Below are 22,342 nucleotides of genomic sequence, written 5' to 3'. Positions count from 1 at the left end.
GCTTGAGCACGATTGCTCATAATTACTCAACTGTGGATCCCCTTCTAGCTGGTTTTGGCAAAAATAAGAACCAGCGCAAATATTGAGTTCGCTTCAGATTAAGCGGCTTTACTTCTCGGCACTTTGCACCACATCGTCATCTCTGCTGTAAACAAGCTTTATCACCTCAGCGCTATTTTTGCGCTTTATGGGGGGACCATTTTTTTTAACGGCGACCTCGACACCCGCGGCTGTGGCTTTACTGGTTACTTTCCCCTTAGAGGCGGCAGCGTTTGACGCAACCAAATGCAATTGCGTTGCTTTGCGCTTACCAAACCGATGGGTTGTTGGGCTATTAGAACGAGAGTTACTTGCACCAGGGTTAGAAGCTGACCGAGTACATAGGCCGGAGTGCTCTATGTGAATGCCAGATAGAAGCTGGTTCTGTTGTTGGCCTTCAGACGCGCTCTTACGTTGATTCAAACGCTTAATCAACCCCACTCCCTTCCAAACAACTACTGCCAATACAACCCCAATGACACCATAAATAATTGGCTCCATCGCTTGCCTCTCTGCCCATGTCTTTTTTTAATCATAGGCAACAATCCCCATCTGCACACTGTTCACAACAAGTAACTGACAATTTAATTAGTAGTTTGCATTGAAAGGCTGACAGGTATTGGCGGTCGCGTGAGTTCAACAAAAACAGATAATAACCCTACTTAAAGCAAGTAAATTGATTTAGATCATTTTTAATACGGCTTTTTCTGGTTAGTGTAAATGTAAACATACTGTAAAGGGAGAGCCAGATATGTTAAAACAAGATCCGCGTTGCTACACCGATGTTTGTGTAAATGGTCGTTGGTTTCACTATGACCACTGTGGTACAGAAGCTTATATGCTCAAGGGTGGCGCATCACCTGAGATTGACTTAGGAAGGGAACCTACGTCTGAAAACGACTTAATTGATATGTTACAAAACCTCAGTGAAAAGTAACTTAACGTGAGAGCCAGTTCGCGACAATGAACGAGATAAGCTAAGTTCTGTACGCGAAGTGAAGCTCGAACAGTTAAACAAAGGCGCTTAATTGCGCCTTTTTAGTGTTTACTGTTGATTAAACCATGCTGAAAACTCTTCGAAATCGATACTGCCATTGCCATCCAAATCAATTTCGTTGAATCCTAACTTCCAAGACTCACCCTGCCCAAGAGAATCTAGCGCTTCCAGCAACGCTTTAAATTCGCTGAGTTCTATCTTGCCGTCGCTGTCTTTGTCGAAGTAGTCAAAATTTTCTTGTAGCTCTAGAGTTGAAATAATCGTCATGTCGCTTCCTCTTGCTGATGAAATCGGTGTTGTCAAAAAATGGGACAACAAGATCTACACACCTATTCACTTCAGCCTTCTCCACCATACTACGCCTTCTTTCTTGTTATGGGGATGATTGAATTAGTTTTCTAGACCAATTCGTAGCCGTTACTTCAATTTGTTTTCAAATAATGCCGTGTAAATTTTACACCGTATTTTTGTAAAATTTACACTGTATAATTTTTATTGTGAATTTTTGACGAAAAGTTGGTTAATCTAAAAATGTACAGAGTCACCTACGCAACCCAATAGCGAAAAGTCATTCTGTTCTATCAATACTGATAAATACCATTACCGAGGACACCACTATGACGATGTCAACAGCTACGAATAACCAAAACCTACAAACCGAGCCTATGTTTGATGCGAACGCTGTCCTCAATGCTGAAAATGTGAAAGCACAACGAGCGACAGAAAAACAACAACGAGCAAAAGAAATTCTAGATTCAGCCTTTCCGCTAGATGAAGGATCTCACCAAGATGTCACCAATTACATGGTTTACTACTGTAACCTTGTTGCTTGTTTCGCAGATGGCCGTTTAACTAGCCTTAAAAACCCAAGCCAGTTTGTTGCGCTTGCTGGGCACAAACTGGAACCCGACTCTATCTTGCTAAAAGACGATCAAGGCAGTCACTTAGAAATTTGTCTAGGCGCTCGCCAAGGGCTAAAAACGCTAGCCGAGATCACTGACGTACAGCTCGAGTCAAGAACGTCACTTTGTACTCAGAGTCAATCCAGCCACAGATATTGGATAAGTTTGATGGAGTGCGGAGCAAAAGGTGACCCAATTGCTCATAGTGTTGAAAAAGAATTTACCAGCAAAAGCGGTGATGAATACATGTTAAACCGCTACTGTTAAGGGGGGTTAGGCATGAGGCGGAATTTAGGCAAAGGGCATAAGGCTTTGGACATAAGGCAAAGGCTTGAGGTATAGGGTTCTGGGTGAAGAAGGCAAATGATTCCGTTGTAAAAATGAGCTCTTGATGAGCTCATTTTTTTGTTTCTTGTCTCGCGTTGAATTTAATAGCTACTGGCTAGGTCATAGACTCGTAATGACTCTTTTAAGCTTTGTTCGTCATCCCCTATGTATTCTATTTCTTTTGGCTCGTTGGCTAATACCGTAAAGGATGAATCTGAGAATCGCCCTTTACCATCGTGCTCTAAGTGAACAAAAAACGCCGGTTTATTACTGGTTAACTTGATCGTTTTATTTTCTACTCGACACTCTATCTGAGCTTTCTCCATTGGCAGTACTTTCGGCACATCCGCAAACCAGCTTGATTCGATGTCACCATCATTAAAACTAAGGTGCAAAAAGCCGATATTGGCATTGAGTTCTTTTTTAGCGAGTTCCCATATTGGCTGGTTGCCATCCGCTGCAATGGTGGTATTTACAGTCCATTCTTTAAGCACTTCACCTTGCCACGTTATCCAACTTATTTTACCTTCTAGCTTTTCGGTGTGTTTCGCATCATTAAGCGCGCATAACGTAATGCTATTTCCTTTGTTTACGTAGGCCACGTATAGCGGCGCAAAGAATCGCTTCGCATGGTATTGCAACTGTTTCCATCGCCCACTGTATTCAATGCTTGACCAAGAGCTAACCGGCCAATTGTCGTTTAACTGCCAAAACAACATGCCCCGACAAATGGGCTTAATTGAGCGCCAATGATCACAGGCTGTTTTAATCGCCATTGCTTGCTGTACTTGGCTCAAATAAAGCATGTTTTCAAACCCCGACGGGAAACGGAAATAACGGGTGAAGTTTTCCGCGATTATGCTATTACCACGCGGGTTTTTCTGGTGATTTTCAAATGTGGGTGAAGTAATGTTCCAGTCACTTTCCGGCACAAACTTTTTCACCTCTGCGAGTGAAGGCCAAGATTGATAGCCAAACTCACTGCAAAAACGAGGGTTTACTTTTTGATACGCATCGAACGACTTGCCTGAGTGCCATACATCCCAAAAGTGCATGTCTCCTCTGGTGTCATCATGCCATGCGTCGCCATAATCCAATTCGCCATTACACGGTGAACTTGGCCAAAAACAACGACTGCTGTCTTCTTCAAAAATGACCTTTTCTAAATGGCGATTTAAGCGATCGTAGTTCACGGTAAACTTCTCTCGCTGATGCTTGGACTCATCATACCAGCCTATCGCGCCAATCACTTCATTGTCGCCGCACCACAAAGCAATACACGCATGGTGTTTGAGCCTATTAATTTGGTAACGTAACTCGCCTTCTACGTCTTGCAAAAATACGTCTGTTGACGGGTACAATGAACATGCAAACATCATGTCTTGCCATACCAGCAACCCTAATTCATCGCACTTTTCATAGAAGAAATCGCTTTCGTATTGCCCACCGCCCCACACTCTGATCATATTCATGTTTGCGTCTACGGCGTCTTGCAGCAATTGCTCATAACGCGGGTTGCTTTCTCGCTGTGGTAAGGCATCCATTGGTATCCAGTTCGCCCCCTTGGCCATAATTGCGTAACCGTTCACCTTAATGGTCATCGCACTGCCAATGTGGTCACTTTCTGTTACCACTTCTAATTCACGTAGCCCGATTTTTTTCTCTATGACTTGCCCATCAAGTTCTACCAATAGATCGTACAGGGGTTGTTCGCCGTAACCTGCTGGCCACCAACGCTTAGGGTTATTGATGATGAATTCAACTCTGGTGCTCTGGCTGTTCAGCTCTGTTCTAACCGAATGGGATTGCTCGCCAAATTCAACCCGTAAATCGCTACTGTAACTGTCATCGTGAAATGCGGTAACAGAAATGGCCACGAGATCGTCAGACAACCATTTTTGTTGGTAATCCATACTGTGCAAACGAATGTTGTTGACGACGTCTGTTTTTATCTTGTCGTAGATCCCGCTGACCATTAAACAAATACCCCAATCCCAACCTGCATGACACTGCGCTTTACGGAGGGTATTCATATGAGGAACTTTGTTGTTGCCTTCAGAATATGGAATAGGAAATGGCAATTGGCGTGCCCGACTTAGGGCTTCTTCGTCTGCTCTGGAGAACTCAAATTGCAGTACATTTTGTCCAAGCTTTAGATGAGGGCGAATATCTACTTTGTATTGCTTGAACATGTTGCTGCATTGCAAAACATTAACGCCATTTACCTTAAATACAGCCAAGGTATCAACACGAGACAACGTAACGTCTATGGCGGTGACCGCCAAATCTTGCTCAACCACGTTAATGGTGCGAGATAATAACCAACGAGACTCTCCAACCCACTGCACTTCTTGCTCTAGGCAGCCAAAGTAAGGATCAGGAATAACGCAAGGAACGCAGATTTGAGGGTGTTCAGGAGATGAGAGTTGCCAGTTACCATTTAGATCAAACACAGACATATTGAACCTCGCACAGAGACGCTAACCGTAAAAGAGACACTAACCGTAAAAGAGACACTAACCGTAAAATGCGCTTGAGTAGCTTCAAGAAGAGTGAACCGAACACAATACGGCAGCGGCACGGCTACTCGTATGAACGGTTCGGTTTTAACTGTTTATGGCTCGAGGTGCTAGAGAGTTTCCTAACTTAGCTCGCTACTCAGATTCATTCATACTAATGTAATTTATTGCATATAAATACCGCACTCTATAAAACTTGTGAATGCTTTCAATTTATGCGCTAAATTGACTTTAAACTGACGTTGCGAAATCTATAAAAGGACTCACTTTCATTACCTAGATCAATGGTTTTTATCGTGTTCTTCTTGCTGTATTGATGGTGCTTCTTTTTGTATTAAAAGTGCTTTTAGCTCTGAAATGTCATCTTTCAGTTCGCTGACGTCCCGTCTGAGGTTGGCAATAATGTGTTTACCTTGGTCTTCCGCGTCATCTTCCACAAACCAAGAAGCAACGAAGCCAGTAAACGTACCAAACAAGCCCACGCCGGTTGTCATTAACATTGCCGCGACCACGCGCCCTTCAATTGTTACTGGATAAAAATCTCCGTAACCGACGGTTGTGATCGTCACAAATGCCCACCAAAACGCATCTGCAGCATTATTAATATTGCCGCCTTCCACGTCGGCTTCGAAAATAAGAATCGCGATGGCACCGATGGTAAGAACCAAGATAGAGACAAAAACCACGAAAGAGAACGAACTCTTGACCTTATTTCGCATGTACACCAGAACCAGATGACGCGTAGAGCGGATAACCCGCAGTAAGCGGATCACACGGACAATACGACCAATCTGAGAATACGACGCCATCGGGATCGAAGACAACAGGTCTATCCAACCCCATGTTTTAAAATAGTGCCATTTATTGGATGCGTGCTTCAATTGAACAAGAAAGTCGATAAAAAAGAAGAAGCAAATGAACCCATCGGTCCATTGAAGAATTTGCCTAACATCATCAGGCAAAGACAGCGTCATCTGTGCGATGAGTGAAATCAGCACGAATACTGATAATAAGAGGATGAAGATCTGAAAAGGCCCTAATTGCTCTTCTTTGTTTACGCTCGTGTTGCTCATCAGTCCCTCTGTTATGGTTATAAATTTCTAACCATTTGATCTTACGTTGATGCGTGTCGAAGTCAATTCACGCCGATACATTATCATCTCGACCACAGGTGCTATGTTAACCAACACCACAACATATTTGACAACGAACCTTTTCAATCACCAACGAACAGTGATATAGTTCAACGTAATCCCATTTAATTTTTGGCATACTAATTGATGTTTGTTCGCACAAATAAAAGAGCAGCCTGCTTGTTAAGCCTGTTCTTAGTGCTCATAACATATAGTGCAAACACTCTAGCTCAAAATGACCCCAACACGCTCAGCATTGGGTTGGTATCAAACAAAGCCAAAGAAAACATCGCTCACTTTCAACCTTTGATGGACTTGTTGGCGCAAAAGCTAGGTTATCAATCCGGTGAAGTGCGCATCTGCAATAGTTATGCTGAACTCGCATCATTAGCGGAAAGTGGTGAAATTGACTTAACCAGCGCAAGTACCTATTCCGCACTTATTTTAGAGCAACACCATGGCATCAATATCTTGGCCAAAAGATGGAAATACGGATTAGGTAGCTATCATTCGGTATTTTTCAGCTTGAGGACTTCATCCATAAACTCTCTGGATGACTTGGTAGGTAAAACCATCGTTTTTGAGCGAAATACGTCCACCAGCGCCTATTTCTTACCGATGATCGACCTACTTAACCAAGGCTATCAAGTTCAGCATTTAAGTTCACCCAACATAAAGCCGGATGCAAATAAGATTGGCTACGTCTTCATACAAGACCACCTACAGCGCACAGATGAAATAAACATGTCGTTGTGGGTTCTTAAAGGCCTAGTTGATGCTTGTGCGTTCAGTAACGACAATTGGCAAACCCATCAAAGTATGCCCGTCAATATCCAAGCTCGCATGAACATCTTTTATAGAACGAATGAAATTCCTAGAAATTTTGTTTCTGCATCACCCAAATTAGACAGCGAAACCGCCCAGAAAATACAAGACATTCTGATTTCGTTGCACTTAGAGCCGCATGGAAAGCCCATTTTAGACGCTCTACAATCCACCACTAAATTTGAAACCCTGTCTGATAGCGATCAGAAAGTCATGGATTCGGCTCGGGATCAAATTAGCAATATTTTAGCATTAGCGAGTAATCCATGACCCCCAACTTGCGTCTTCAAGCCCGATTTATCGTCGCAACGGCCGCGATCGTACTGGTAATGTCTGCAATGCAGTACTTTCTTCAGCAACGCCTGTATGAAAGTAATACGCAAACCTTAACCACAGAGCTTGCTCAAAATACCGAGCAGAGCTTAACCAACCAGCTTCAACTTAGAGGCATGAGCCTAGCCCGCTTCTTAACCGAAAGCCTGTTCGACCCGATGTACACCAATAATTTAGATGCGGTCTATCGACTATTGTTGCCAGTAATGTCGCAACACGAAGTGCGGATGGTCAATGTCGTGGATAACCACGGGCTCATATTTCACGATGGTACTTCCACACTCGAATCCTTTGGTTTACGCCACCCAAACCGCGCCGCGATTCGATACGCACTTGAGAATAATAAGCCATTCATCGATCGCTCGGACAATCGTTTAAGAATCGCAATGCCAATACAACAAGCTCAAGTGGTACTGGGCGTTGTGTATTTAGAAATGGGGCTGGATAATCTCAAACACGATATCGCTTCTAATCAACGTTTATTAGAGCAAGTCAAATACGCAGAAAACCAGCAACTGCAACTCACCCATGGCATGGTGACGATCGCCAGCTTCTTAATTGGTATTGTCTTGTCTTATCTTGTTGGGCGATCACTAACCAAACCTATTCGACAGCTCATTCAGCATATCTCTTTAACCGGTGATGGCCGCTTTGAATCCATTGAGCATGAGCGAAAAGATGATGAGATAAGCGATTTAGTTCACGCCTTTAATATCATGGGTGAGAAAATTAACCGCCGAACGGAAGACATTAAGTTCATGGCGTTTCACGATTCTCTGACTCTGCTACCCAACCGTACTTTGTTTGTAAAACACGTTAGCGAACAGATAGCCTCACCAGAGACAACTTCCCTGTTGGTGTGTTTTATCGATCTAGACGAGTTCAAACAAGTGAACGACACCTTTGGCCACGATGCCGGCGACGCACTGTTAATTGAAATCGGCAGACGGCTTAAAAACGCACTCATCAGCCCAGAGTTATGCAGTTTCAATGAAGAAGATGCGTGCATGGTTGGCCGCGTTGGGGGCGATGAGTTTCTGATCTGCGTGCCAAACATTTCTCGCCACGGCGCAAACAAGATGGCTCATCACATTTTAAAACTGCTCAATGAACCCATTCAGGTTGACAGTGAAAAGGTCATCGTGGGTAGCAGTATCGGTTTTGCTTCTTACCCTGAATGTGGCACCAATGCTCTGCAGTTGATTAAATCGGCTGACATCGCCATGTATGATGCGAAAAGCCAAGGTAAAAACACCTTTAGTTTCTTCAATCAGGAAATGAACCGAAAATTGCTGGAAAGAACCGACATTGAACGAGAATTGCGTCGCTCTCTTGAAAACTTGCATCAGTTCGAGCTCTATTATCAGCCCAAGATCGATGTCAGAAGTAATCGCTTAATTGGTGCAGAAGCCTTGATCCGCTGGAACCACCCAGAACGTGGCATTATCTCCCCTGATCGCTTTATTCCTATCGCAGAAGATAGCTTGATGATCCTAGAGATTGGTCAGCACATTATTGAAACCGCCACCAAACAGCTACACAGTTGGAAAGGACTGATCTCCGACGATTTTCACATCGCGATTAACCTCTCCGCCAAGCAAATTTGTCGCCAAGATCTCGTTGGTATCTTTAACGCTCAAATTGATAAGTACCAGCTTAATGCCAAGCAGTTACATGTTGAAGTAACCGAGCACCAGCTTATGTACGACATCAACACCGCAAGCCGAGTGCTCAATAACCTAAGCGGTCTAGGTATTGAAGTGTGGTTAGACGACTTTGGCACCGGATACTCATCACTCAGTTATTTACGTGAATTTCGCTTTGATGGTGTCAAAATCGAGCGCTCATTCATCGTCGATAGCGCCCATAATGACTTTGACAAACCTTTGGTCAATGGCATCGTCTCACTGGCAAATTCGCTCAATATCGGCACGGTAGCTGAAGGGGTAGAAACAAAAGAGCAAGTTGATTTCATTATGGAAATTGGTTGCCAAGCGGCGCAGGGATACTTGTTTGATAAACCATTACCCAGCCACCTTTTTGCACAGCATTGGCTAACAAACCTTATCGTCGGCGAATGGGGGCTAAGTGAGCCGGCACCTCAAAAAGAAAACCAGGTTGAATGCGATGTTAGCATCACCAATTAGATGTTAGCACCACCAATTAGATGTTAGCACCACCAATTAGAGGTTAGTGCAAGCACCGAGATGTTCGCGCAAGCAATAGAGCGTTAATCCCACTCTGAATGACGACGATTAATGCCGCTTATTGTTCGAGTGACCTCGGCTTCGATTTTTGTTTGGTTTTTGTCGGGGGTACAGTTTTTTGTATTCGCGAAAAAGCATGACAATAAAAATGGTTAAGGCCACACCAAATATCGCCATAAAAACGGTTAAAAGCCCGTCACAAAACCAATCTGGATCGCAAGGCAAGTAGATTTCAATATCGCGCATTGGCTCCCCTGTCCTGCCACGTATATAGATAACTATACCTAGTAAGAACGGAGCTAACGGCTGAAAATTTCATACTGAGCGGACATCGGAGCAGCTAGGTTTGATAGGAAGGAACAGTTAGCAAGGTGTCACTCGCTAACTGTTATCACCAATACGGTGCTATGACTTAACTATATAGGTGGTTACTTCCACTTGGCGCTCGCCCACAATTGTTGCTGCGCCGGTGTTAAGAAACTCCATGCGACAAAGCGGGTAATTTTTTGACCGTGTTTCATTTCTACTACGTGGATATTCGTCACCCCGATGCTATCTAAAGCGCGAGTTAACTGACGAACGTTTTCCTTCTTCGAAATGAGTGTTGTAAACCACAAACATTGATTTTTGAAATCAGCACTTTCAAAAGCCATATTACGAATAAAGGTTTCTTCTCCGCCCTTACACCATAATTCTGCGTTCTGGCCGCCAAAGTTCAGCGCTGATTGTTTGGCAGGTTCTGGTTTCTGACCGCGTTTTTCTCGGTTTATCACCAAATTTTGCAGTTTTCTTTGCGAGCTTTTGTTTGCTTCATCCTGAGACGCATGGAATGGAGGGTTACAAATAGTAAAGTCATAAAACTCGCCATCTTTAATGATATTGGCGAAAAAATGCTGACTGTTTTCTTGTTGCCTAAATTGCAGCTTCTGAGCTAAGTGAGCGTTATCACGAGCAATATTTTGCGCGTTCTCTACTGAAATAGGGTCTATATCACTGCCCACCATGCCCCACTTATAACGGCTTGATGCCACTATCGGGTAAATCGCGTTAGCACCCGCGCCGATATCTAACCCTGTCACTTTAGTACCCATAGGCACTTTGCCTTTATTGCATTGAGCCAATAGGTCCGCAATGTGGTGAACGTAATCGACACGGCCTGGAATGGGTGGGCATAAATAACCCGTAGGGATATCCCACACGTTAACGCCATAATGCAAGGCCAGTAAGGCTTTATTGAGCATTTTTACCGATTCGTCATCTGAGAAATTGATCGACGTATCACCGCGAAGATTATCGATTGTAAACGGCGCGAGCCCCGGTAAGGCTTCCACTAATTTAGCAAAGTCGTAACGGCCTGTGTGATCGTTGCGAGAGTGCAGCTCTGTCATGGTCACCGTTTTCACGTGTTCACCAAGGTCAAATAACTCGTCATCCGCCCCTTTTAGAGAAACCTTCGGTGCCGCTCTTTTGCTCGGAGCCTTGCTATTGCCGGCATTTTTATTCAGGCTCTTACTGCCCTTATTAGAACCCGCTTTCGCTGGCGATCTTTTGTTAGGAGCCGATCCCTTACTAGTAGGACGTTTTGAAGAGGAATGAGTGGTCGAAGCTTTTTTAGGCGCAGATTTAGGCATAATAACGAATTTCAATATAGGACGAGACAATTTGCCTCATCTTCAACGGCATAAGCCTAAACATGAGGTAAATACTAGGAGCGCGCTATTGTACTGGGTATCAAAGATAAAGCTACGAAAGCGGCTAAGTTTTCGCACTGATTTTTTTACTTTCATCCTGCTCAGCATACTCTAAGGCAATAAGAGCTAACTGTTGTTCGACCAACAAAAAAGCTTCTATTACTTCACTATCAAAATAATTGCCAGCCGACGACAACAGCACTTCTACTGCTTTATCATGATCCAACACCACAGGTAAACTCTTGGAGGAAATCAAAACGTCGTAAACTTCGGCCACCACCATTAAACGCGAGTTCAACGGGATTTGATCAGCAACAACCGAGGAAAGATGCCTGTCGTTTCCCACGTGCTCGGCTAATAACTTGACGTATTTCTGAATTCGTACCCGGCGCTTTTGCTGGCTGCCACTGTATTGCGCGTCAGCCAACGACGCCATTGCGGTCATGATCGCTTGTTGTAATATATCTTGTTCACGAGTTCGCTCTCGTATGCGTAGCTCCAGCTCATCTTTTTGCTGCTCTAAACGTTCCATACTCATTTTTAACTTCAAATGCGTATTCACACGAGCGAGTAGGATTGGCGGGCTCAACGGCTTTTGAATGTAATCAACGGCACCAACATCAAAGCCTCGTTGTTCGTCTTCTATTTGCGATCGCGCAGTCAAAAACACAACCGGAATACCCGCCGTTATCGGGTTGTTTTTCAGCCTTAAGCACACGTCGTATCCGTCCATCATTGGCATAACGACATCAAGTAACACCAGATCGGGCATAAACCGTTCACACAGCTCTATGGCTTGCAAACCACTGACAGCGGCCAACACTCTATAGTCGTCTTTCAATATTTGCGTAAGCAGTGTCCGGTTATCTGCGGTATCGTCCACAACCAATACGGTTTTCGATTTCTTTGCTTGAACCATTGTCTGTTCACCTAAGTTAAATTTACTCTAATTCTGGCCATAGCTGGCGTAGCGTTTTGCCTGCGGCTTCGAAATCACACTGATGGATGCGCTTGTAGCAAAACTCAAACTGCTCGCCTCCTAAGGCATAATCTAGTTCGGTGTAATGCCGTTCAACATACTCAATGGCGCACGTGTCGTAATTATCTAAGAAATGAAGCAGCTCATTTAAAACTCGTCGCACCTGGGTTGGATCGTCTGTTTGAGCACCGAAATGCCCCTCAGCCCAGTGACTAATACCGCTTGTGCTTTTTTGAGATGAGCCGTTGATTTTCTGTTCTTCCGTTTGAATAATTCCATTGAGTTGTTCAAAAAAGAACGAAAGATCACTCGAGAGTTGCCCAAGTTTTTCAGTGATGCGTTCGCCTCTCGGGTTGGCTTTTAATAAGAATTCCAATTCTCGGGCTTTATCAGAAATACTCATCGCGCCCAAATTAGCGCTGGTACCCTTTAACGTATGCAAGTACATGGCGACGGATTGGTAGTCATGCTGCAACATGGCTGAGGTAATACGCACATTAAAGTCACGTTCACTCTCTATCCATTGACTTAAGAGATCATGGTAAATGTTGCTGTTGTTGCCGAACCTCGCCATGGCGTCAGAAGTGTTGAGCCCACTCACCGACTCTAGCGGTGAAGCCAGTTCATCATTGCGGTTTATTGCATTCGTTAAATGATTCGTCATTTGGTATCTGCACCATTGTTCGCCAACATCAAATTATACACAGGGCTGTCAGAGCCATACTCACTTGAAGAAGCAATCTCTATAAGCATAGCCAATGAGCAAAATTGTGCTCGTATATCTCTACAGTGGCATATTGTTCACTGCACTTTTTACCAGCATAGACCTAGTAAGGCTTTTTCCCTATGCGACTTTAGGCTAGAATCTCGCCCTCAAAGCGAAAGAGAGACGATCATGAAAAGAGTTGTTTTGTACATCAGCGACAAATGCCCACATTGTAAAGACGCACAACGTTATCTTGATTCTAAGAAAATCAGTTACCGTTTGACCAATGCGAAAATGCAAAGAGGACGTAAGGAGCTTCAAGCGATGGGCGCCCGTTCAATTCCTGTGTTAAAAATTGGCGATCAAGTCATGGTCGGATGGAATCAGAAGAACTTCGACAAGATGTACAACAGTTCTTCGAACTAACCGTTCAGCGCATACGTCGATGCTCTATAACCTAGGCAGAAGCCTCTAATGAGTTTGAGTTTTGACGTATTCAATGAACGTCCGTTCTGCAATCGATAAATAGCCTGTTTTACGCCATGCCAGCGCGAGATCAAGATAGACAGGCTGTTCAAATGAAATTCCAACCACATCCGCTTCGTTGTCTGTAACAAGTTTAAGCAAAGCGGTAATCGCAAATTCTTGTTTGACGATCTTGAGGATCATTGGCACGAGGTTAGTTTCAAACGAAAAATGTGGCTGGTAACCCTGCGTAACACAAACCTCATCAATAAATTCACGATGAAAGTACCCAGCTTTAAACATCACCAGCTCTTGTGAGAAAAACTCTTGGTAACTGATGTGTTTTTTTTGGGCCAAGGGATGCGTAGGAGAAGTAACGGCGACCATCTCGGACGTTAATATTGAATCGGTTTCAAGCGACAATGGAATGTCTTCATTTAGGATAACCGCTATATCGAGTTCCCCATCTAATAACATTTTGCGCAAAGATTGTGCGCCCGCCTCTACCATCGTGAGTTTTAATTTTGGGTATCGAGATTTAAAGCCCATCAATATTTCAGGAAAGTAATAAGAGCCCATCATGCTTGGTACACCGAGTTTTACTTCGCCCTTTTCAAGCCCCTTAAGCTCTTGCATTGCAAGGTGGGCGTCATCTAACTGTTGAATCACACGCTTCGCATACGGCAACAGCACTTCCCCTTCTTGGGTCAGCGCCATGGTTCGTTCATCTCGGCGAAACAAGCGCACATCTAGCTGGGTTTCGAGCTTTTTAATCGCGACACTTAATGCAGGCTGAGCAATATGCAGCTCTCGTGCGGCTTGCGTCATGTTACCCGTTTTGTGTACGGCTAAAAAATAGCGTAACGGTTTGCTTTCCAATTCACGTTCCTCCAAAGTCGACAGTGTCGCCCTATCGATATACTTTTATTATCGATGCAATAATTACAATATATTTTATATATCAAAAACACTTTGATAACCTGATCACATATTCCAGCCAACTTAAGCCCATTATGATAGAACCTAAAACGCCCGCTTACCGCCGCGTCAGCTTTGCCCTCGCCTTTGGGTCTTTTTTGGTTTTTTGTAATCTCTATTTATTTCAACCCATGCTTCCGTTAATGGCCGATGCCTTTTCGGTGTCTGCAACGCAAGTTAATTGGCTGCAAGCTTCTAGTACGCTGACCTTAGCGGTGTGTCTTGTGCCGTGGGCTGTCTGCTCGGAAATGATAGGGCGTCGATTTGTGATGCTGCTTAGTCTATTTCTATTGCCTGTGGTTGGCCTAACCATGTTACTTAGTACCAGTATTGTGGGGTTATCTCTCGCTCGCGGAGCCATGGGTGTGGCACTCGCTGGGTTTGCCGCCGTGGCGGTTGCCTATATGGCGGAAGAGTTTAGCCCTAAAGCACTGGCTTTAGCCGTGGGCACTTACGTTAGCGCCAACTCCCTTGGCGGCATTGCCGGACGAATTTTCGGTGGGATCGTTTCAGACTGGTATAACTGGCAAACCGCCGTTATCGCAATGGCCGTATTCTCTTTACTCGGAGCCTTGCTCGTCATGAAGGCCTTGCCAGCCCAACGAGGCTGTAGAATTTCTCCTCGCCCGTCTCAATTCTGATCCTGCCGCCATTTCATCACGATATGAACTTGAACGCACTAACTCCTTGTGATCTAATCTAAATTATTCGCCACAAGACACGGTTATGCCCAACTTCAAAACCGATTACTCGAACCAAAACATGTTCGTCCCTATCATCATCGATGAACAACTCATCCCCGGAACTATTGAGTATGCGATTTCCCACATTGTCGATAACCACCTCGACCTCTCGCCCTTTGATGCGCACTACCACAACGACAAAAACGGGGCGGCGGCTTATCCACCCTCCATCATGCTTAAGGTTATTTTTTACGCCTATTCCCTCGGCATGTTAACTAGCCGACGCATAGAAAGAGCCTGCATCAACAATGTCACTTTCATGTGCTTATCGGGCGACGAGCGACCACACTTCACCACTATCGCGGCTTTCATCGCACAAATGAAGGACACCATCGAACCACTGTTCACTCAGGTTCTCATGATATGCGATGAACAAGGCCTAATAGGCCGTAACATGTTTGCTATTGATGGCTGTAAAATTTCATCCAATGCCAGTAAGGAATGGAGTGGCACACACGAAGAGCTTCGCCGTAAAAAAGAAAAACTACAGCGGGCGAGCCAGCGAATTATCGAGCGTCATCAAAGCCAAGATTCGCTCCCAAATGAAGTTATCGAACAAGACCTAAGACAAAAACAAAAGCTTGATAGCAGCGCCGATAAAATAGGTTCATTTCTGGCGAGCACTAAAGACAAATTGGGCAGCAGTAAAAAACCCGTAAAAAGCAACATCACGGACAATGACAGCGCTAAAATGACCACCTCAAAAGGTACGATTCAAGGTTATAACGGCATCGCCATCACGGATGACAAGCACCAAATTATTTTACACAGCCAAGTGTGGGGAAGCGTTGGTGAACAGCAAACATTAAAGCCTGCAGTGCTCGCTTTGAAAGAACAATTAGAGAAGCTACCCAACAGCTCAAAGCGCACCACCAAGTTCACCGCAGACAGCGGATTTCATAGTAAAACCAACCTCAAGTTCCTGTCTGAGACTCCTTATGATTGTTACATAGCAGACACTGGATTTCGCAGCCGTAATCCGCTGTTTCAAAACAGTGAAACCTATCAGACCGAGCAAGCGAAAAAACGAAAGAAACGCTCGAAAACAGGTAAAACCTGTTACTCCATTTCTATGTTCGAGTTCAACCAAGACGACATGACTTGCCGATGCCCTGCAGGAAATATGATGCGGCTGAGCAGCAAGAACGCCGTCATCCGTGGAGAGCGTGGTGCTCAGTTTTGTGGATACCTAAACGACTGCAGACAATGCGTTCATCAACCGCTGTGCATGAGAAAACCGCCTGGCAAGCAAGTCGGTCGACAAGTCTTCTTCATCTACAAAAACACCAAAGACTTTGACCACATGCAAGCCATGAAAGACAAGATTGATAGCCCAGAAGGAAGGCGGCAATACAGTAAACGGCTTGGGTGTGTTGAACCTGTTTTTGGCAACATCACCGTCAACAAACAGATGAATCGATTTACGCTAAGAGGACAAGAGAAAGTGAACGCCCAATGGGCGATGTTCAGCATGCTTCACAACATGGAAAAGCTACGGAATTGCATCATCTAGAGGGTAAAACCTCTAAAATCAGCGAAAAACCCAAATTAACTCTCATCCTGTCGCTCTATCTTTCCTTACCATGATAAAGGCCGCTACCATCGAGCAGTATTTACGCCGTTGCCAGTAGGATTAATGACGATAAAAACATGGGAAATCGGTGAAAAATCGAGAAATTCTACAGCTTCAACGTCACTTTAAGCCGCAGCGCGGTTTGTTCTTCCACCACAACAAAAGCGTTATCGAGCATTTAAAACAGCCCAAACTCTTGTTAGCGATGCTGATTGGTGGTTTAAATTTTGCTCTTTTTGTGAATCTTTACTCTGTTGCTGGCTTTCGCTTAACGGCCGCGCCATACAACTGGCCAGTGAGCTTGGCTTCTACCATTTTTCTTTGCTATCTCGCCGGCACCATCAGTGCACGACTTAGCGGAGTATGGAGCCAAAACCATAGCAAGATTTTAGGCATGGTAGTCGGCACCAGCATCAGCTTACTTGGCATGCTGGTGGCGTATATTGAAACCGTCCCAGCCATCTTAGGTGGGCTAATGCTGGTCAGTTTTGGCGCGTTCTTCACTCACTCCTTAGCTTATAGTTGGGTAAGCCAGCAAGCCAAAACCGCCAAGGCAACGGCGACGGCACTTTATCTGGTTCATTATTATATCGGGGGCAGTATTGGTGGTTTCTGGCTAATTTTCTGCTGGCAGCATGGCGGTTGGTTATCGGTCATTGAAGGCGCTAGTCTGTTGTATTTAGGTATCTATGGCTTGTGTTGGCGTTTAAATCAATATGTACTCGCGGCGAACAAAGGAATGTCTCCGCAACAGTGCTAAAGCTATGCTACCCTTTGCGGCATAATTCCAATGAGAAAGTACCGTTTTATGCCAACCACCATGACACCGGAAGATCAAAACATTCATGCTCAAGTAAACCAATGGCTTGAGGATGTCGTTATTGGGCTTAATCTTTGCCCATTTGCCGCCAAACCAAACCGCAATAAGCAGATCAAAATTGCGATCAGTCACGCAACCGAAGAACAAGCGCTGCTTGAAGACATTTTGGCGTGGCTGATGGAACTGGATTCAACGGAAGCGGACGTTCTTGAAACCACGATTGTTACCGTGCCAGACATGTTGCAAGACTTCTTCGACTACAACTTGTTCATTGATTGGGTTGAAGCGTTAATCAAACAACAAGGCTGGGATGGTATTTTCCAAGTTGCGACGTTTCATCCAGATTATTGCTTTGGTGGCACAGAACCAGAAGACGCAGAGAACCTCACCAACCGCTCTCCGTATCCTTTGTTTCACTTGATCCGTGAAGAAAGTATGGCAAGAGTATTGAAGCATTACCCTAACCCTGAAGCCATTCCCGATACCAATATCGCTCGAGTAGAATCGCTCACCCCAGAAGAAAGACGTAAGCTGTTTCCTTACTTATTAAGTTAATGCTAAGCCTCGGGGAGTTATTTGTTGTTTTAGACCAATTAACGTTTGCAATATTGCCTGTAGGTCGTTACTTTCCACATCCATATTCTTTTGTACCACAGTAGGAAGCCACTTTGAGCCAATTACCGTTTTCTCAACTAAACCTGAAACCTGAATTAGCCAGCAACCTTGATTCTTTAGGTTACGAGCACATGACACAAATTCAGGCCGAAAGCCTGCCTCTTATCCTTGATGGAAAAGACGTGATTGGTCAGGGTAAAACTGGCTCGGGTAAAACGGCTGCGTTTGGTCTTGGTCTTCTACAGAATTTGAATGTGAAGCGCTTCCGCGTACAAACCTTGGTGCTATGCCCAACTCGTGAGCTTGCAGACCAAGTGGCAAAAGAAATTCGTAAACTGGCTCGTGCGGTTCACAACATTAAAGTGCTGACATTATGTGGCGGCATGCCAATGGGCCCGCAAATTGGTTCTTTAGAACATGGCGCTCATATTTTGGTTGGTACGCCGGGCCGTATTCTGGATCACCTACAAAAAGATCGCATCGATTTAAGCGAATTGAACACGTTAGTGCTTGATGAAGCCGATCGCATGTTAGAAATGGGCTTTCAAGATGCTCTTGATGCCATCATTGATGAAGCACCCACCGATCGCCAAACACTGCTATTTAGTGCAACGTACCCAACAGCCATTGAGTCTGTTGCTAAACGTATCATGAACAAGCCAACGCTGATTAAAGTAGAAGCGACACATGATAACTCGACCATTGCACAGCGTTTTTACAAAGTAGACGACTTCGAACACCGTCTGGATGTAACCCGTTTACTTCTTCTTCAGCACCAACCTGAATCTGCGGTTGTGTTCTGTAACATGAAAAAAGACGCGCAAGAAGTGGCCGATGAACTGGCACACTACGGCTTTAGTGTTATCGCGTTACATGGTGACTTAGAACAACGTGAACGTGACCAAGCGTTACTTCAGTTTGCAAACAAGAGTGCTTCTATCTTAGTTGCAACAGACGTCGCGGCTCGTGGCCTAGACGTTGAAAACCTAGATGCGGTCATCAACTTCCAATTGGCACGTGACGCAGAAACGCACGTTCACCGCATTGGTCGTACTGGCCGTGCTGGCGCGAAAGGCATTGCATGTAGCCTGTTTACCGAAAAAGAAAGCTACAAAGTGGCTCAAATTGATGAGTACATGGACACCGCTATCATGCCTTCAGCGCTGCCTAGCGAGAAGTACTTAGATAACGAACCGTACCAAGCTCAGATGATCACGATGCAAATCGACGGCGGCAAGAAAGACAAAGTACGCCCAGGTGACATTTTAGGAGCACTGACTGGCGAAAACGGCATTGCAGGCACAGACGTTGGTAAAATCAATGTCACGGCAGTGAGCGCATATGTTGCAGTGAAAAAAAGCGTAGCGAAAAAAGCATTCAAGAAATTGGAAGCAGGTAAACTGAAAGGCAAGCAGTTCCGCGTACGCTACTTGTCTCAAAAGCGCTACTAAACACCCGCTGTAATGAGTGATCTTTATGACTGACCTAGCGCCCTGCTGGGTCAGTTTATTTTACCAATAAAGCCTCACGCTGAACCTTTGGCAATTTAGACACCACCAGCTTATAAGACCCATCCACCAAATCTTGGATCATGCCTTCGCTCACGTCACCTTCGACGGTCACGGTAATCCAATGCTTTTTGTTCATATGATATCCGGGAATAATCGCATCAAATTGTTCAGTGAGTACTTCTACATCTGCGGGAGTGGCTTTCAATGTGATGCACAGTTTTTCCTTATGAAAAGCAATCAGCGCAAACATCTTGTCGCGCACTTTGAATACCGCGGCGTCAGGGCCAAACGGGTAACTTTGCTCACTTCCGCGAGACTCTAATACGTAGTCGGTTAACGCTTGTTCATTAATAATACTCGTCATTTTCGTGTTCCCTTTTACTCAGCCTAAGATCCGTCATTCCTTCAGATGATCATACTGCCTTGATCAAACGGGATTTTAAATCGGTTTAACTAAAAAAGTTGATGCAGACGGTTATCTCAATAGCCTTAATCTGCTAGTATTCGGAAAAAATTTTGGAACTCAAAACTATGCAACTGACTCTACTTACGCAAGAACTGTACGATCATCTTTACCGCGACATCACGGAATTCCGTTCAACGTTCGATCTTCCTGTGAACGATGCGGCAAGCCTTGATGCTAAAGCGGATCAACTGCATTCATCTCTTGCGATTGAAGAGCTAACTGAACTTGCAGAAGCTGACTGTAAAGTAGAGCAAGCCGATGCCATCATCGATTCTGTTTATGTTTTGGTTGGTCGCCTAGTGCATTTAGGCCACAGCAAAATGGAAGACAACCTTGCCATTAGCTACTTGATCGATCTATTGCTTCACGTTGCTGCCAATCGTGGTATTGACTTCACACCTTGCTGGGATGAAGTTCACTCTAGCAACATGAGCAAAGTATGCCGCAATGAGCAGGAATTTTTAGACACGCAAGAATTCTACGCGAAGCAAGATATTGAACTGATGTCTGTGACTAAAGGCAATTACGTTATCGCCAAATGTGCGAAAGACGTAACAACAGACAGCAAAACCATTCGCCAAGGCAAGGTTTTGAAATCGGTTTACTACCGCCCTGCTGATTTGGCAAAGCTGGTTAAATAACCAAAAGCTTACAGAAAAAACAAAAGCCAACCTGATAATAGGTTGGCTTTTTAACAATGAAGTCTCAGTGCATTATTGGCTGGCGATTAACGCACACCCCTCTCCATTCTTATTCTTAAACTTCTGTTAGCTTTCGCTTACGCGACCTTGCGGTTAAGCAAACTGGTTCATCGTATTGTTTTCACCGGACGCTTTCAGTGCCTGTTCACCAGAGAAGTACTCTTTATGGTCATCACCAATGTTAGAGCCTGACATATCTTGGTGTTTAACCGATGCCAATGACTGACGAATTTCCTTACGTTGAACTTCTTTAACGTAAGCCAACATGCCTTGCTCACCGAAGTAGTCTTTCGCTAGGTTATCTGTTGAAAGCGCAGCGGTATGGTACGTTGGTAGCGTGATTAGGTGGTGGAAAATACCCGCATCTCGCGCTGCATCACGTTGGAAGCTTTGGATTTTCTCATCCGCTGCTCTTGCTAGGTCAGACTCATCGTATACGCTGCTCATCAGTTGATTACGGTCATACGCTGATACGTCTTTACCTTCTTCATTCCATGCATCAAAGATTTGCTGACGGAAGCTCATTGTCCAGTTAAACGATGGGCTGTTGTTGTAAACCAGTTTCGCATTTGGAATTACTTCACGAATACGGTTAACCATGCCTGCAATTTGCTCTACGTTTGGTTTTTCTGTTTCAATCCAAAGTAGATCCGCACCGTTTTGCAACGAAGTAATGCAATCAAGAACCACACGATCTTCGCCTGTATCTGGCTTAAAGCGAACCAAACCGTTTGGAAGACGCGTCGGTTTAATGTATTGCTCACCTTGCTTCAGAACCATATCGCCGGTTTCTAGCTCAGACAAAGACGTAATTTCTTGGCCATCGATGAATGCGTTGTATTGCTCAGCCAAATCACCAGGAGATTGAGACACCGGGATTTTTTGCGTAAGACCAGCTCCTAGTGAATCGGTACGCGCAACGATAACCCCATCATCAACGCCCATTTCTAGGAATGCGTAACGAACCGCATTGATTTTCGCTAAGAAATCTTCATGTGGAACCGTTACTTTACCGTCTTGGTGACCACATTGTTTTGCATCTGATACTTGGTTTTCAATTTGAATACAGCACGCACCCGCTTCAATCATTTTCTTCGCTAGAAGGTAAGTTGCTTCTTCGTTACCAAAACCCGCATCGATATCCGCAACAATTGGCACAACGTGTGTTTCAAAGTTGTCGATTTGATTTTGAACCGCTTGCGCTTTTACCGTATCACCGGAAGCGCGTGCTGCGTCTAGATCTTTGTATAGGTGGTTAAGCTCACGAGCATCCGCTTGTTTTAGGAACGTATAAAGCTCTTCAATCAACATAGGTACGGTGGTTTTTTCGTGCATTGATTGGTCAGGCAGTGGACCAAACTCTGAACGAAGCGCTGCAACCATCCAACCTGAAAGGTAAAGGTAGCGACCGCGAGTCGTTTCAAAGTGCTTCTTAACCGAAATCATTTTTTGTTGGCCGATAAAACCATGCCAGCAACCTAGAGACTGAGTGTATTTAGCCGAATCTTGGTCGTAAGATTCCATATCTTCACGCATGATTTTTGCTGTGTATTTAGCAATATCTAGACCTGTGTGAAAGCGATTTTGCAAACGCATACGAGCTACGTATTCAGGGTTAATCGCCGCCCAAGTTTGGCCTTGCTGCTCGATAGTGTTCGCTGCGTTGTTAGTTTCCGTTCTGTAATTTTCCATGGTATTCCCTCTTTAGCTTCACTTGGTGGACTTGTTAGAATCCGTTGACGTTGTTGGTTTTAAGTTCGAAGTTCGAAGTCCTAAACTCTAAGTGCTAAGTTCTAAGCTCTAGGCTCTAGG

At 44.6% G+C, this 22,342-nt stretch carries 19 protein-coding genes and 2 pseudogenes; 11 read left to right on the top strand and 10 right to left on the bottom strand.

Going from position 1 to position 22,342, the window contains the following annotated elements; all coding sequences use genetic code 11:
* Positions 1–108: 108 nt before the first annotated feature.
* Positions 109–540 (bottom strand): hypothetical protein, encoded by a 432-nt coding sequence (locus tag VTAP4600_RS02565; RefSeq protein WP_102521356.1) that lies wholly within the window; start codon positions 538–540, stop codon positions 109–111.
* Positions 541–790: 250 nt separating this feature from the next.
* Between VTAP4600_RS02565 and VTAP4600_RS02560 the strand changes: the two genes are divergently transcribed.
* Positions 791–976 carry a hypothetical protein gene (locus tag VTAP4600_RS02560; RefSeq protein WP_102521355.1) on the top strand — a complete coding sequence of 62 codons (186 nt, stop codon included), beginning with the start codon at positions 791–793 and terminating at the stop codon, positions 974–976.
* Positions 977–1,084: 108 nt separating this feature from the next.
* Here the strand turns inward: VTAP4600_RS02560 and VTAP4600_RS02555 are convergent, their stop codons facing one another.
* Positions 1,085–1,303 (bottom strand): EF-hand domain-containing protein, encoded by a 219-nt coding sequence (locus tag VTAP4600_RS02555; protein ID WP_102521354.1) that lies wholly within the window; start codon positions 1,301–1,303, stop codon positions 1,085–1,087.
* 350 nt (positions 1,304–1,653) lie between these two features.
* Between VTAP4600_RS02555 and VTAP4600_RS02550 the strand changes: the two genes are divergently transcribed.
* The gene (locus VTAP4600_RS02550; RefSeq protein ID WP_102521353.1) at positions 1,654–2,205 is read left to right on the top strand and encodes an aldolase/citrate lyase/malate synthase family protein; all 552 of its coding nucleotides are present in this window, start codon (positions 1,654–1,656) and stop codon (positions 2,203–2,205) included.
* Positions 2,206–2,366: 161 nt separating this feature from the next.
* Here the strand turns inward: VTAP4600_RS02550 and VTAP4600_RS02545 are convergent, their stop codons facing one another.
* Positions 2,367–4,724, bottom strand: coding sequence for a beta-mannosidase (locus VTAP4600_RS02545; protein WP_102521352.1), 2,358 nt, complete (start codon positions 4,722–4,724; stop codon positions 2,367–2,369).
* Positions 4,725–5,065: 341 nt separating this feature from the next.
* The gene (locus VTAP4600_RS02540) at positions 5,066–5,857 is read right to left on the bottom strand and encodes a potassium channel family protein (protein ID WP_102521351.1); all 792 of its coding nucleotides are present in this window, start codon (positions 5,855–5,857) and stop codon (positions 5,066–5,068) included.
* Positions 5,858–6,064: 207 nt separating this feature from the next.
* Here VTAP4600_RS02540 and VTAP4600_RS02535 point away from each other — a divergent pair, with 207 nt between their 5' ends.
* Both VTAP4600_RS02535 and VTAP4600_RS02530 read left to right on the top strand, forming a co-directional pair.
* The gene (locus tag VTAP4600_RS02535; protein ID WP_102521350.1) at positions 6,065–7,012 is read left to right on the top strand and encodes a phosphate/phosphite/phosphonate ABC transporter substrate-binding protein; all 948 of its coding nucleotides are present in this window, start codon (positions 6,065–6,067) and stop codon (positions 7,010–7,012) included.
* Entirely contained in the window at positions 7,009–9,222 is a 2,214-nt protein-coding gene (locus tag VTAP4600_RS02530; protein ID WP_102521349.1) for a putative bifunctional diguanylate cyclase/phosphodiesterase, read from the top strand. Before VTAP4600_RS02535 ends, VTAP4600_RS02530 begins: the two co-directional genes overlap by 4 nt.
* Positions 9,223–9,710: 488 nt before the next feature.
* On the opposite strand, the gene rlmF is transcribed toward VTAP4600_RS02530, so the two are convergent.
* From rlmF to VTAP4600_RS02510, 3 genes are all read right to left on the bottom strand, one after another.
* Positions 9,711–10,943 (bottom strand): 23S rRNA (adenine(1618)-N(6))-methyltransferase RlmF, encoded by a 1,233-nt coding sequence (rlmF, locus tag VTAP4600_RS02520; RefSeq protein ID WP_172443051.1) that lies wholly within the window; start codon positions 10,941–10,943, stop codon positions 9,711–9,713.
* A 94-nt stretch (positions 10,944–11,037) separates the two neighbouring features.
* A complete protein-coding gene (locus VTAP4600_RS02515; protein WP_102521346.1) occupies positions 11,038–11,892 on the bottom strand; it encodes a response regulator in 855 nt (284 codons plus the stop codon).
* A gap of 22 nt (positions 11,893–11,914) precedes the next feature.
* Positions 11,915–12,616: an Hpt domain-containing protein gene (locus VTAP4600_RS02510; RefSeq protein ID WP_102521345.1), complete on the bottom strand. Its 702-nt coding sequence runs from the start codon at positions 12,614–12,616 to the stop codon at positions 11,915–11,917.
* 231 nt (positions 12,617–12,847) lie between these two features.
* Here VTAP4600_RS02510 and VTAP4600_RS02505 point away from each other — a divergent pair, with 231 nt between their 5' ends.
* The gene (locus tag VTAP4600_RS02505) at positions 12,848–13,084 is read left to right on the top strand and encodes a glutaredoxin family protein (protein ID WP_102523875.1); all 237 of its coding nucleotides are present in this window, start codon (positions 12,848–12,850) and stop codon (positions 13,082–13,084) included.
* Between the two features lie 45 nt (positions 13,085–13,129).
* On the opposite strand, the gene VTAP4600_RS02500 is transcribed toward VTAP4600_RS02505, so the two are convergent.
* A complete protein-coding gene (locus VTAP4600_RS02500) occupies positions 13,130–14,002 on the bottom strand; it encodes a LysR family transcriptional regulator (RefSeq protein WP_102521344.1) in 873 nt (290 codons plus the stop codon).
* Positions 14,003–14,136: 134 nt separating this feature from the next.
* On the opposite strand from VTAP4600_RS02500, the pseudogene VTAP4600_RS02495 reads away from it, so the two are divergent.
* The 5 genes and pseudogenes from VTAP4600_RS02495 to dbpA form a co-directional block, all read left to right on the top strand.
* A pseudogene (locus VTAP4600_RS02495) lies at positions 14,137–14,706 on the top strand (MFS transporter); the annotation flags it as partial.
* A 121-nt stretch (positions 14,707–14,827) separates the two neighbouring features.
* On the top strand, positions 14,828–16,357 hold the full coding sequence (locus tag VTAP4600_RS02490; RefSeq protein ID WP_102521342.1) for a transposase: 1,530 nt from the start codon (positions 14,828–14,830) through the stop codon (positions 16,355–16,357).
* Between the two features lie 163 nt (positions 16,358–16,520).
* A pseudogene (locus VTAP4600_RS02485) lies at positions 16,521–17,177 on the top strand (MFS transporter); the annotation flags it as partial.
* A 48-nt stretch (positions 17,178–17,225) separates the two neighbouring features.
* Positions 17,226–17,792 carry a DUF1415 domain-containing protein gene (locus VTAP4600_RS02480; protein WP_172443145.1) on the top strand — a complete coding sequence of 189 codons (567 nt, stop codon included), beginning with the start codon at positions 17,226–17,228 and terminating at the stop codon, positions 17,790–17,792.
* Between the two features lie 113 nt (positions 17,793–17,905).
* On the top strand, positions 17,906–19,303 hold the full coding sequence (dbpA, locus tag VTAP4600_RS02475; protein WP_102521340.1) for an ATP-dependent RNA helicase DbpA: 1,398 nt from the start codon (positions 17,906–17,908) through the stop codon (positions 19,301–19,303).
* Between the two features lie 55 nt (positions 19,304–19,358).
* Here dbpA and VTAP4600_RS02470 read toward each other — a convergent pair whose 3' ends face one another.
* On the bottom strand, positions 19,359–19,727 hold the full coding sequence (locus tag VTAP4600_RS02470) for an MmcQ/YjbR family DNA-binding protein (protein ID WP_102521339.1): 369 nt from the start codon (positions 19,725–19,727) through the stop codon (positions 19,359–19,361).
* Positions 19,728–19,894: 167 nt separating this feature from the next.
* On the opposite strand from VTAP4600_RS02470, the gene VTAP4600_RS02465 reads away from it, so the two are divergent.
* Complete coding sequence (locus VTAP4600_RS02465; protein WP_102521338.1) at positions 19,895–20,470, top strand: nucleoside triphosphate pyrophosphohydrolase family protein; 576 nt, start codon at positions 19,895–19,897, stop codon at positions 20,468–20,470.
* A 153-nt stretch (positions 20,471–20,623) separates the two neighbouring features.
* Here VTAP4600_RS02465 and VTAP4600_RS02460 read toward each other — a convergent pair whose 3' ends face one another.
* Positions 20,624–22,222, bottom strand: coding sequence for an isocitrate lyase (locus VTAP4600_RS02460; RefSeq protein WP_102521337.1), 1,599 nt, complete (start codon positions 22,220–22,222; stop codon positions 20,624–20,626).
* Between the last annotated feature and the right edge of the window lie 120 nt (positions 22,223–22,342).

Origin of the sequence: Vibrio tapetis subsp. tapetis, assembly GCF_900233005.1 — a bacterium.
Lineage (GTDB): Bacteria > Pseudomonadota > Gammaproteobacteria > Enterobacterales > Vibrionaceae > Vibrio > Vibrio tapetis.
The sequence above is the reverse complement of the archived record's forward strand: the minus strand, read 5'-3'. Positions and strand labels throughout refer to the sequence as shown.

Excerpts from the sequence above, each read along its gene's own strand:
- VTAP4600_RS02565 (WP_102521356.1), bottom strand. The coding sequence starts at position 540 with ATGGAGCCAATTATTTATGGTGTCATTGGGGTTGTATTGGCAGTAGTT.
- VTAP4600_RS02560 (WP_102521355.1), top strand. The coding sequence starts at position 791 with ATGTTAAAACAAGATCCGCGTTGCTACACCGATGTTTGTGTAAATGGT.
- VTAP4600_RS02555 (WP_102521354.1), bottom strand. The coding sequence starts at position 1,303 with ATGACGATTATTTCAACTCTAGAGCTACAAGAAAATTTTGACTACTTC.
- VTAP4600_RS02550 (WP_102521353.1), top strand. The coding sequence starts at position 1,654 with ATGACGATGTCAACAGCTACGAATAACCAAAACCTACAAACCGAGCCT.
- VTAP4600_RS02545 (WP_102521352.1), bottom strand. The coding sequence starts at position 4,724 with ATGTCTGTGTTTGATCTAAATGGTAACTGGCAACTCTCATCTCCTGAA.
- VTAP4600_RS02540 (WP_102521351.1), bottom strand. The coding sequence starts at position 5,857 with ATGAGCAACACGAGCGTAAACAAAGAAGAGCAATTAGGGCCTTTTCAG.
- VTAP4600_RS02535 (WP_102521350.1), top strand. The coding sequence starts at position 6,065 with ATGTTTGTTCGCACAAATAAAAGAGCAGCCTGCTTGTTAAGCCTGTTC.
- VTAP4600_RS02530 (WP_102521349.1), top strand. The coding sequence starts at position 7,009 with ATGACCCCCAACTTGCGTCTTCAAGCCCGATTTATCGTCGCAACGGCC.
- VTAP4600_RS02515 (WP_102521346.1), bottom strand. The coding sequence starts at position 11,892 with ATGGTTCAAGCAAAGAAATCGAAAACCGTATTGGTTGTGGACGATACC.
- VTAP4600_RS02510 (WP_102521345.1), bottom strand. The coding sequence starts at position 12,616 with ATGACGAATCATTTAACGAATGCAATAAACCGCAATGATGAACTGGCT.
- VTAP4600_RS02505 (WP_102523875.1), top strand. The coding sequence starts at position 12,848 with ATGAAAAGAGTTGTTTTGTACATCAGCGACAAATGCCCACATTGTAAA.
- VTAP4600_RS02490 (WP_102521342.1), top strand. The coding sequence starts at position 14,828 with ATGCCCAACTTCAAAACCGATTACTCGAACCAAAACATGTTCGTCCCT.
- VTAP4600_RS02480 (WP_172443145.1), top strand. The coding sequence starts at position 17,226 with ATGCCAACCACCATGACACCGGAAGATCAAAACATTCATGCTCAAGTA.
- VTAP4600_RS02470 (WP_102521339.1), bottom strand. The coding sequence starts at position 19,727 with ATGACGAGTATTATTAATGAACAAGCGTTAACCGACTACGTATTAGAG.
- VTAP4600_RS02465 (WP_102521338.1), top strand. The coding sequence starts at position 19,895 with ATGCAACTGACTCTACTTACGCAAGAACTGTACGATCATCTTTACCGC.
- VTAP4600_RS02460 (WP_102521337.1), bottom strand. The coding sequence starts at position 22,222 with ATGGAAAATTACAGAACGGAAACTAACAACGCAGCGAACACTATCGAG.